The sequence below is a fragment of the Okeania hirsuta genome (assembly GCF_003838195.1).
In the GTDB taxonomy this organism is placed as follows: Bacteria; Cyanobacteriota; Cyanobacteriia; order Cyanobacteriales; family Microcoleaceae; genus Okeania; species Okeania hirsuta.
This window is the reverse complement of record NZ_RCBY01000087.1, coordinates 16544-28262: the sequence shown is the minus strand read 5'-3', so window position 1 is coordinate 28262 and position 11719 is coordinate 16544. Positions and strand designations below refer to the sequence as shown.

Sequence of the window (11719 nt, the reverse complement as noted above, 5' to 3'; positions counted from 1 at the left end):
GATTTGGTCCCTTGGTAGTTGATGGAATATTTGGTGTAGCAACAGAAGAAGCTGTAAAGAAATTCCAAAAATACTATGGTTTAACTGTGGATGGAATTGTTGGTTCCCAAACTTGGGGAGTAATAGATACAAGTAAAATTGTCCGCACTACTCTGTTTTTGGGTAGCACTGGAGAAGATGTAGAATATCTACAAAGACGGTTAAATTTTCTTGGATATGGTCCCTTGGTATTTGATGGAATATTTGGTGTAGCAACAGAAGAAGCTGTGAAGAAATTCCAAAAATCCTCTGGTTTAACTGTGGATGGAATTGTGGGTTCCCAAACTTGGGCACGATTAGAATGGCTCGATTAGTAGTTGAATTCACTAACCAAAACTAATCAGGATTTACGCTAGCGGTATACATAAAGTCTACTAATTTAGGCGATTGTTGACGCAAAGCTCCGCTAACGCCTCAATATTTCTGCCATTCTTAAAGGCGTAAAACTAGAGTAACTGCAATTAAGTACCAAGTTCTCTGCTATCACAAACTAGATAACGAATTTACGGGATTTCAGCTTTCACTATCTATTAAAAATAGTTGATGAAAGGTATAGCATACCTTTTCTAGCTAAGAACTTAAAAGTTTTGCCACAAAAGAATTATAGGATTAGTTGGCACGCTCATTGCAGCGTCTCTAGTTTTAGCCCTAATTGCAGGTTTGTGTGTGCCAAATTTTATTCTGGCATTTTTATTAACTATAAATACGGATACAAAACAATTGAGTTTGGAGACTTAGTCACGAACCCTAGCTTTAAGCCATTTCCGAAAATGGCAAGATGCTAAAATATTCTTACAGTCTTATGAATACCTGCTGGACTGTAAGCAAGAACAGCGATGGATGGTGTATTTTGGCTAAGTCCTGGATAGACTAGAACAAGTCAATGATACTTTTTCCATAGTTTAGGTCAATATGGCGAACCTGTTATACGAAACTCCCTAGAAATAGAACTCTCTTCGTACAAATAAAAGTAAAAGCATGAGTCAATCACAGCGCCCAGTAAATCGTAAACGCCTCAACCAGTTGTCAAAGGAAGAACTGGTAGAAATGTTGTTGACTCAACAAAAACTGATAGAGAAACTGCAAAAACAAATTGATAAATTAGAACAGAGTCAAAACCTAGACAGTAAGAACTCCTCCAAACCCCCATCAACCGATCTACTGAAAAAATCGGAAAAAACCAAACCAAAAGAAGAGTCTCTAAGTTCCTCAGAAAAGAAGAGGCGACCAGGAGGACAAATAGGCCATGAGGGTAAGACTCGCAAAGGGTTTTCTAGAATAGACAGAATAGAAATATTGCAACACTCTGTTTGTAGTCATTGTGGTCAAGCAGAATTTTTAGATGAGAGTGTGGAAGTAGAAACTCAACAAGTAGCCCAACTGGTGGACAAACCTATTGAAATCATAGAGTACCATCGCCACAAGTGTCAATGTCTGAGGTGTGGTACAGTCACATCAGCACCTTGGTCTGAAGATATGATACCAGGGCAAGATTTGGGGGTAAAGTTACAAGCTTTCCTAGGATGGTTGGGAAACTATGGACATTTACCCTATGAAAAACAACAAGAAATGTTATGGGAATTAGGGAAAATTGAGATTGGCTTAGGGACTTTAGTGAACACCAATCAAAGGTTAGAGCAAGCAATTAAACCTCATGTAGAAGAACTCTCAGAATGGGTGAAAATAGAACAACCTTCAATTCATGTAGATGAAACACCTTGGCCAGTAAAAGGAGTGAAGGAATGGTTGTGGGTGTTTACCAATCAAGATTTTTGTTTATTCCGGGCTTCCGATACCAGAGGACGTGCCGAACTGGAATCTCAGTTGGGGCATAAATATGCTGGTGTTCTCAGTAGTGATGATCTGAGTGTTTATAATGGCTATCCAGTGCAAGCCCAACAGAAGTGTTTAGCTCATCTACGATGTCATTTTCAACGATTAATTCAACTACCAGGTAAGTTGAATCAAGAGATAGGAAAAACTTTTAAAGAGTTAATTGATGAAGGATTTGAACATTATAGTATCTGGCAAAAGAACCAAGAACGGGCTATTTATGATGAGTGGGCGATTGGATTTAAAAACAAAGTAGAATTAGCTCTCAAACAATGGAGTCATAAAGCAGGCTATGAAGCAGGGAAACTGTTACGAACTTTGAAATTGAAAGCAGACCAATGGTGGTATTTTCTACTTCACCCAGAGATTCCTCCTGATAATAATCTAGCAGAACGTTCATGACGGTTGGCAATCACCAAACGAAAAGTTAGTGGTGGTTCCAGAAGTATGGAAAGATTTCAACACACAGCTAATTTATTAACTGTGGTACAAACCTGTCGTCGCCAGGGGCGTTCTGTGATTGAATTCTTTGAACAGTCTCTAGTGGACAGCGTTGTAGGCGATCCCTCATCAACTCTTTCTCTTATTCCTATTTTGCATACCTGAATCCTTACGATTGCAGTCTGCAATCTTGGTAAAAAAACAAAAATAAAAATCGAGTGAATTAGAGTGATTGCAGATAGTGATATCACCCATAAAGACTCCATTATCACTTCCATTTAAATTGAACAATAGATCAAGGCTATGTGTTGGTGTGGGTGAGCTTCGCTCACCCACACCAACAACAATAATGATTATCCCGTATCACAAATTAAAGACCCAGCTAAATGTCCTTTGAACTCTTATCCAATAATGGTTTTGAGCTGCTTGTAACCCTGTGAGGTCAAGGGCATTATTGGGTTTTTAGTCATTTGTCAAAAAAATTAGATGCGTTTTCCCTGGCAGACTAGCTGCAAATAGTTACATACTATCAAGATGATTTTCCATCTAGTTTGGATTTCCAACTCTACCTCATCATTACAGGATTGATTCAGGTCGTTAGTAGCAATATATTCTGTTCTTTTTGTGAAAATAGTAACCCAGAATAATTTGACTGTCTTGAGTGCGTATTACATTCTGAGCAGACCTCGCCAATTAGCAATCGCTTTTTTTTATCTCTAGGAAAACCTTTAATTTTAATGATTTTTCCTGATACTAATTCTCACTCATTCCATCCTAATTATTCCAGTTTTTGATATTTTTTTATACATCCGGTATCGTCTACCTGCGCGATTCCTTTTTAATCGTGGCTAACTTCTTCCAGATGGTCAGGAAGATTTGTCAGAGTATAATTTTTCTGGCTACTTAATTAAATACTGAAATTATTTTAAATAATTAAAATTCATCTTAAATATGTTGACAAACAATTGTTTTTATACTCAAAAAGTATACCAAATAATATCAAGTAACTTGAGTTAAGCTTTGAAATTTTTGATATAGCAATCCTAAATAGGTTGCGGGTAATCAAAAAGTAGATAAAAAAACCGAAACTCTTACCTGTTCCCTGTTCCCTGTTCCCTGTTCCCTGTTCCCTGTTCCCTGTTCCCTAAAAGCGGTAAGATTTTCATACACAAATAAAATAGGATTGCTATATTTTGTTTTTCAAGCGATCGCCAAATAGATAAACCTTTATGGGTCAACACTATATTATAGTGTCTTTGCGTAAGTCCTGAGTATGTTTACCAACTATCCCTGTGAGAATCAATCCACTTGAGAATGCTTGATTTATCCCAATCCCACAATCACCTGCCCTCAGTTCATTCGACTGGCAGTGATGCCTGTTTTTGTGGACATTCATACCAAAATTCATCTCCACTGATTTGTGAGGTTTCGATATGCGCGTACATGAGCATGATGAATCATTTGTCCTTGTCTTGAGTGCCTCTTACATTCTGGGGTCTCCCCAGAATTAGCCACTCGCTTTTTGAGAGGCAGTTCTCACCAAACTGACTACCGTATTATAGGACAGATTTACTGTACGGCTAATTCCTCTTAAACTACTACCCTCAATATGACCTTGCAGAACCATAGGTATTGTTTCTGGTTCAATTTGCCGACGATACTGTAGGGTATAGAAAGTAGAGCGTGTTTGTGCAGCATCCCATAGGAAAAGTTTGTAGACATTCGGGACAATAGTACCGTTGGCTTACTTTACTGGTTTTTTTCGTGCTTATGGACAATGCCCATGACCACACAGAGCACATTCCATAATGGTTTGAACTATTTAGGGACTATATTCATATTACCATTCCCACACTTTCTTGATGCACTACCAATTCAAGTATTAAATTGATAAACATGATAAAATTTTCCCTGAGATAACTATATAAAAATACTATGCAGTTAACACCCCAAGAAAAAGATAAACTGTTAATTTTTACTGCTGCTTTATTAGCAGAACGTCGTAAAGAAAAAGGCTTAAAATTGAATTATCCTGAAGCAGTTGCCTATATTTCCGCGGCAATTTTAGAAGGTGCTAGAGAAGGTCAAACGGTGTCTGAATTAATGAGTTTTGGTACAACTTTATTAACAAGAAATGATGTCATGGAAGGTATCCCAGAAATGGTACAAGAAGTTCAGGTAGAAGGGACTTTTCCTGATGGGACAAAATTGGTAACTGTGCATAATCCCATCCGTTAGAAATTAGAATTGTTGAAAGACAGAAGAAATAGGAAAAAGATAACTATTATGATTCCAGGTGAAATGATTATTCAAGAGGGAGAAATCGAATTAAACCCAGGTCGCCCGACAGTAAAATTATTAATAGCAAATACAGGCGATCGCCCAATTCAAGTTGGTTCTCATTTCCACTTTTATGAAGCAAATAATGCTTTGAGTTTTGACCGTGAACTCGCCAAAGGAATGCGTCTAGATATTCCGGCAGGTACTGCTATTAGATTTGAACCGGGAGATGAACGGGAAGTAATTTTAGTACCATTTGTTGGAAGACGAGAAGTTTATGGTTTTAATGGTATAATTAATGGTAAATTAGACAAATAGTAGGTTGATTTATCCTTCTAGCAACTTCCTCAATTAAAAAACCATCTGCTTGAGAGATTCAATTTCAGTTTGATTGAGGTCTCGCCACTCACCAGGTTGAAGTTCATTTATGTACAGGTCTGCGATCGCTACTCTAACTAACCGTAGTGTGGGAAAACCAACTGCTGCTGTCATTCTTCGCACTTGACGATTTCGGCCTTCTGTGAGAATGATTTCTAACCATGCGGTGGGTACAGTTTTACGAAATCGAATTGGTGGATTGCGGGGTGGAAAATTGGGATCTACAGATAACAATCTTACTTTTGCAGGTCGAGTCTGATAATTTTTGATCGTTACACCTTGTTTTAGTTGTCTTAATGCTGCCTCATCTGGTATTCGTTCTACTTGCACCCAATAAGTACGAGGATGAGCAAATTTAGGGTCAGTTAGTCGGTGTTGGAGTTGTCCATGATTTGTTAGTAGTAAAACTCCTTCACTATCTCGGTCTAATCTACCCACAGGATAAACTGAAGACACGGGAATGTAATCTTTAAGGTTTTGCCGTCTGTTAGACTCATCAGTATTGTCAGTGAATTGACTTAAAACATTGTAAGGTTTATTAAATAAAATGTACCTGTAACTCATGAGTAAAATTATATCAAGTTCGGTTAATTAATCTAAGTAAGGAAGAGGTAAGAAGGAAGAAAAAAAGTAATAATCATGAATAATTGACATATTTTTTCGTTCAATTAGATCGATAAGTTTTGACAAAAAGAGATAAATTGTATAGCAAGTTTTTCTATATGATCATTTCCGCTTAATTATTGAAGTAAGGTTTTTCAATTGCCATAAGTCGCCACTCCCTGTGGATATATTCGTCAAATAGACAATGGTTAGCAATCTTAGTTAAACCATCTAGAGTAGCAAATTGAAGTAACTTTTCATTTACAGTTTCTAATTGTTGATATAATTCTGACTGTTGTAAGGCAATCGCTAATTGTCTAGCTAAATGTTCAATAGATTCAATTTCTGAAGATTGCCATTTTCTTAGTTTTGAACAGTGGTGGGCAATTAATAATCCCCATAATTATTCTCTAGAATAGTCAAAATCTTGCTCAGAAAATTGTTCTTTATTTATCTTTGATATTGGTACTACTAAGTTAGATTTTACTTTAAACCGAGTCATAAATTCAATATGATATAGAATTAAATCAGCAATAGCTATATTTTTAGTAAGATTTGTTTGCTGTAGATTATCATTGTTATAATATGAATTTATACTCATATTTTCTATAACGGATTGTAGACCAGAAGCAATAGATTCCATCAAGACTTCACTAGTTCCATCTGGATTAAATTTATATATCAATACCCTGTCACTTTTAAGAAATTTTATGACTTCATCTACTGTATTTTTGAGAATATCATTAAGGTTTAGTGACTGACGTATTCGTTCTTGAATGAGGGTCATTAATCTCGATCTTTCTGTTTGCTTTCTTAACTCTTTAACAAGTTGATTAATTTGCAAAATTCGACGGACTCGCTGACGTAAAACTGCGAATTGAACAGGTTTAGTAATATAATCTAGGATACCAACAGCGAAGGCAAGATCGATAGATTCTTGATCTTCAAGAGTAGTAATCATTAACACTGAAGTCCCATAGAGTAAAGGGTTGCTATCTAGTTTTTGATCTAGAGACAAATTATTTTATAAATCCTTACTAAAAAGTTCTTGTAATTTGATATAGTAATTAAAGCCATTTATTTCTGGCATCATTGTATCTAGTAGAATTAGGTCTGGTATTTGAATACTAAACATTTCTAGGCATTGCTTACCATTTTTTGCTTCTATTATTTGATATCCTTCTTTTTGTAATACTTGATGAAGTAAATAACGGGTCGATTTTTCATCATCGACTATCATAATTACAGTAGCATTATTCTGTGACTGCATTGAATTCATACAAATCTTATTAAAAAATACTAAGAGCTGATTTGTAAACTTAGCTAAAACCCTGATTTCATCTAAATCTCAGGGATTTAGGTATTATTGAACTATAACTCCCAAAACCCTTGTATTGCCAGAAATTCAGCCTCTTAATATTTACTTTATAAATCAGTTCTAAGAGTTAATTGTAATTTGACTAAATATTTTCTGCAATATATTTTGCAGTTGTGATTGCTTAATGGGTTTATTTAATAAAGCTGCTAAATTTAGTTTTTGGAGCTGATTTTTTTCTGGAGATTTACCAATAGGAGTTAACATAACTAATGGTAGAGATTGATATTTAGGTAGCTCCCTAATAGCAGTAGCAGTTGCCACTCCATTCATTTCTGGCATTTGCATATCAATAATTATTAGGTCAAAAACTTGATTTTGGTTAACATTTTCATGTTGAAGCAGATCTATTGCTTCGACACCTGATGCAACACCATGAGCTAAAATCCCCCACTGACTTAACTGCTTAGTTAAAATTTGTAAGCAAGAAGGATTATCATCTACAATCAATAATCGTTTTTTACCTAATTTCGGTATAGAATTAAGTTGACTTTTCACATTCTCATCAACTTTTACAATTAGGGTAAAATAGAAGGTAGATCCTATTCCTTCTTGACTTTCAAACCACATTTTACCACCCATCATCTCGCAGAGACGTTTACTAATGACTAATCCTAATCCTGTTCCTCCATATTCCCTAGTTGTGGAACTATCTACTTGACTAAATGGTTGAAATAATTTGTGCATTTTGTCTCGGGGAACCCCAATTCCAGTATCTTTAACAAATATTTTTATTTGATACAAATCATTCTCTATATTTTGTTGATTATTGCTTTTTTTTGAATCTATTATTTTGTGAGCTGAAACATTAACTAAGACCTCTCCCTTTTGTGTAAATTTAATTGCATTAGAGATAAGATTAACTAATATTTGGCGTATTCTTATTTCATCTCCTGAAATTATACTTGGAGTATCATCTTCAACTAAATAAGCTAATTCAATATTTTTGTTAACTGCCTTAATAGCTAGTAAATCAATACACTTTTCCACACATAATCCTAAATTAAAAGGTCTTTGCTCCAAATCTATTGTATTAGACTCAATTTTGGAAAAGTCAAGAATATCATTAATAATTCCGAGTAAAGCTATACTACAGTCATGGACATCATTCAAATATTCTTGCTGTTCTAAATTTAAGTCACTATCAAATAACAAAGAAGTCATCCCAATTATTCCATTCATTGGAGTCCGAATTTCATGGCTGATAGTAGCCAAAAATTCACTTTTAGCTTTATTAGCCACTTCTGCTGCTTGTCTTGCTTGTTGAAGAGCAATATTTTGTTCAACAAGTTGTTGACTTTGGCTAGTTTCTTGCTCCAATAAATGAGCATGGGCCAGGGCAATTCCTACTTGTTGGGCAACATCTTCTAGTAGTTCAATTTCATCTTTTGTCCAAGTACGGTAACGATCGCATTGATGCAAGCAAATAATCCCATTGGGTTCATCCTGATAAGAGGTGCGAACTATTAACATAGATTTTAATCCTATGGAAATACATATTGATATAGAAATATTTGTTTGTAACACGGGTTCTGTATAAACATTGCTATAAGCGATCGCTCTATCTTGCTCTAAAAGCTTTTCTATGTAAGGATTGTCTACTACCGGAATTTCTAAATCCATGATCGATTGATATCCTTCTTCCAAATACTCGGCTACAAATGGTACTTTTGGTACTGTTCCTACCTGATAGGAATGAATAACGCAACGGTTGACGAGAAAAGCTTGACCTATTTGTTTTGCAGTAGTATCAAATATTCTCTGTACATCTAAACTTTGGCGAATATCTTGAGTAATTTGTCCTAATAGAAGACTACGTTGTAATTGTTGTTGTAGCGCTAAGTGAATCAAATTTTGTTCAATTGCACTAGCGAGAACATTTGTCACTGACTGTAAAAAGTGAATATCATCAAGAGTGAAAGTATATTTTTTAGTAGCATAAGCAGCTAATATTCCTACTGATTGATGATTTCCCGGAATGATTAAACTGATACCACTGACAATACCTTGCTTTAACAAGTGTTTGAAGTCTGGATACTCTGAAATTTTAGTGTTGAGGTCTTCAATAATAACTGGTTTTTCCGCAGCTAAAGTGTGAGTAATAATAGAATCAAAAGCCTTAGTAACAACTGGTTGAGCGATTAAAGTTTTTGCTTTATTCATACTAGCTTTAATTTGCCAAGTTTGAGTATCTGATGAGTATTCCCAAATTTGACAATGGTCTAGTTTTAGAGTCTGACAAACTAGGGACACTGCTTCTGACATTAGCTCAAATAAAGAAATATTTTGTAAAGCACGTTGACCTAATTTTGCTAATGCTGCTGCTGCTGAAGCTTGAATAGCTAATTTTTGTTCTGCTTGTTTGCGTTCGTAAAGTGCAGCTTGCTGTTCGCTAATATCCCGCAAAATTATCGTAAATACAGTTTCATCTTTTAATTCTAATTGTGAAATTGATGCCTCTGCTGGAAATTCTGTACGATCTTTTCGCCTAGCAATAACTACAGCTAGTCTATGTTTTGTTTGATGATTTTTTACTTCTAGAGAGTTGTTGAATTTTGACTCTTGCCAAACAATTAATTTACCAAGTGATTGCCCCACAGCTTCCTGATTTGTATAACCAAATATTTTTTCTGCTCCTTGGTTAAACATTTGAATAATTCTATTTCTATCTACTGAAATAATTGCATCTTCCGCCATATCTAAAATACCTGCTAAACGAGCCTCAGATTTTTTTAAAGCTTCAGAAAATGCTATACGTTCATTGATTTCATTTTCTAGCTTTTGATTTAAAAGATTTAAATCTGCTGTTCGCTTGTGTACTCTAGCTTCCAAATTGGCATTCAGGAGGCATATTTTTTCTTCAGCTAAAATACGTTCTCTGATTTGTTTTTCTAGTTCCTCATTAGTTGCTTCTAGTTGTATTAAATCAGGTCTTTTTAAAAGTTTTCGAGCTAAACGAATTAAAAATATTATTGTGACAATAGCAACTATTACTGTAGTACCTTTAACTAACCCTAATAGACCATGATGAGGAGACTGTAGATTCCAAATTTTTTGACTGTAAGAAATACCACTAAAAATCATCAAAATTGCCAACATCCAAAAAGTTAAATTGAATGGCATATTTGGTCGTTTAATCAAACAGTAGGTAAGTATTAGTGCGATCAAATAATAGGCCAGTGCCATCAATAAATCTGATGTTAAATTAAATAACATTAACCTTGGTTGTAGTAGGTAATAAATTACATTCATCAGCAAGATACTCGAACTAATAGTTGTTAGAAATAACCATGACATATAATACCCCTCCTGATATACTAGATATTATTATTTAATCAAATCCTAAGCTGTAGTTGCAATTATAACTTTCTAAGTCATGCTGCGTACGGCGACAGCCGAAACGCAAATAGCCATCAGCAAACAGCTTTTTTATCTCCCTGATTTAAGTCTTTCTTTTAAGGCTAATTACTGTACTTCAGTCAACCAAGAAACACTATATAATTTTGATGACTGTCTAGAAAAAAATCTAAAATTAAGCCAAAATGCTTAGTACTCCAATCCAAATAGCAATTACTTTAGGAACTCGCCCCGAAGCTATAAAATTAGCACCAGTTATCCAACTTTTTCAAAGTTCTCCAGATTTTAAAACCCAGGTAATTTTAACTGGACAACATCGAGAAATGGTAAAACAGGTAATGAAATTATTTGAAATTAGTCCAGATCGGGATTTAGCAATTATGCAAACTCGGCAAACATTGACAGATATTATGTGTCGAAGTTTGCAAGGATTAGAAGCGTTATTTCTGCAACTGCAGCCTCAATTAGTATTAGTCCAGGGAGATACTAGCACCGCTTTTGCGGCTACCCTAGCTGCATTTTATCAAAAAATTCCTGTTGGTCACATAGAAGCAGGTTTACGAACCAATGATTTATTGAATCCCTATCCTGAAGAAGCAAACCGCCGTTTAATTTCTCAGATAGCTCAATTACATTTTGCTCCTACCAATTTAGCTGTAGAAAACTTGCACAAATCTGGAGTAGTAGGGGAAATTCATCAAACAGGAAATACGGTCATTGATGCTTTGTTAAAAGTAGCGAAAACTCAGCCTCAATGTTATATTTATGGTTTAGATTGGCACAAATACCGAGTAATATTAGCAACTGTTCATCGACGCGAAAATTGGGGAGAACCTTTGACAGAAATTGCTCAAGGATTTATCAAAATTTTAGACAAGTTTCCTGATACAGCTTTAGTTTTACCTCTTCATAAAAACCCTACAGTTAGAGAACCTTTAAAAGCTATTTTAGAAAGTCATCCCAGAGTTTTTTTAGAAGAACCTTTTGATTATAATCAATTAGTAGGAGCAATTCATAACTGTTATTTAGTATTAACTGATTCTGGTGGTTTACAAGAAGAAGCTCCGAGCTTAGGAAAGCCTGTTTTAGTATTACGAGAAACTACAGAAAGGCCGGAAGCAATCATGGCAGGAACTGCTAAACTTGTAGGTACTGATTCAACTAATATTATGGCTGCTACTGCGGAATTATTGAGTGATGCTGCTAAGTATGAAAAAATGGCAATGGCAATTAATCCTTTCGGTGACGGTCATGCCTCAGAAAGAATTATGAAGATTGTGAAAAGTTATTTTGGTTAAGCTATTTTTGCTCGGTTATATGTCTCTATCGCATTCTTTATTTGGCGTTGCGGAATAAATTTATGAGTTCACAGGAGTTAGGAGTTAGTAAATAGAAAGGAGTTTTTCGGTAACT

7 protein-coding genes and 2 pseudogenes are annotated in these 11719 nt (G+C 35.2%); 5 read left to right on the top strand and 4 right to left on the bottom strand.

Features of this window, described 5'->3' with window-relative positions:
- The 4 genes and pseudogenes from D5R40_RS15910 to D5R40_RS15895 form a co-directional block, all read left to right on the top strand.
- On the top strand, positions 1-353 hold a 353-nt coding region (locus D5R40_RS15910), incomplete at its 5' end, for a peptidoglycan-binding domain-containing protein (protein ID WP_134239618.1).
- Positions 354-1017: 664 nt separating this feature from the next.
- Positions 1018-2478 (top strand): annotated as a pseudogene (tnpC, locus tag D5R40_RS15905) (IS66 family transposase).
- Between the two features lie 1770 nt (positions 2479-4248).
- Positions 4249-4551, top strand: a complete 303-nt coding sequence (ureA, locus tag D5R40_RS15900; RefSeq protein WP_124142719.1) for an urease subunit gamma — start codon at positions 4249-4251, stop codon at positions 4549-4551.
- A gap of 48 nt (positions 4552-4599) precedes the next feature.
- A complete protein-coding gene (locus tag D5R40_RS15895) occupies positions 4600-4911 on the top strand; it encodes an urease subunit beta (RefSeq protein ID WP_124142718.1) in 312 nt (103 codons plus the stop codon).
- A 33-nt stretch (positions 4912-4944) separates the two neighbouring features.
- Here the strand turns inward: D5R40_RS15895 and D5R40_RS15890 are convergent, their stop codons facing one another.
- The 4 genes and pseudogenes from D5R40_RS15890 to D5R40_RS15870 all read right to left on the bottom strand — a co-directional run bounded on the left by D5R40_RS15890 (position 4945) and on the right by D5R40_RS15870 (position 10246).
- Positions 4945-5535 (bottom strand): pseudouridine synthase, encoded by a 591-nt coding sequence (locus tag D5R40_RS15890; RefSeq protein ID WP_124142717.1) that lies wholly within the window; start codon positions 5533-5535, stop codon positions 4945-4947.
- A gap of 172 nt (positions 5536-5707) precedes the next feature.
- Positions 5708-6361 (bottom strand): annotated as a pseudogene (locus tag D5R40_RS39655) (GAF domain-containing protein).
- A 237-nt stretch (positions 6362-6598) separates the two neighbouring features.
- A complete protein-coding gene (locus tag D5R40_RS15875) occupies positions 6599-6844 on the bottom strand; it encodes a response regulator (RefSeq protein WP_161564286.1) in 246 nt (81 codons plus the stop codon).
- Positions 6845-7012: 168 nt separating this feature from the next.
- A complete protein-coding gene (locus D5R40_RS15870) occupies positions 7013-10246 on the bottom strand; it encodes an ATP-binding protein (protein ID WP_124154898.1) in 3234 nt (1077 codons plus the stop codon).
- Between the two features lie 245 nt (positions 10247-10491).
- Between D5R40_RS15870 and wecB the strand changes: the two genes are divergently transcribed.
- Complete coding sequence (gene wecB / locus D5R40_RS15865) at positions 10492-11604, top strand: non-hydrolyzing UDP-N-acetylglucosamine 2-epimerase (RefSeq protein WP_124142713.1); 1113 nt, start codon at positions 10492-10494, stop codon at positions 11602-11604.
- Positions 11605-11719 lie beyond the last annotated feature (115 nt).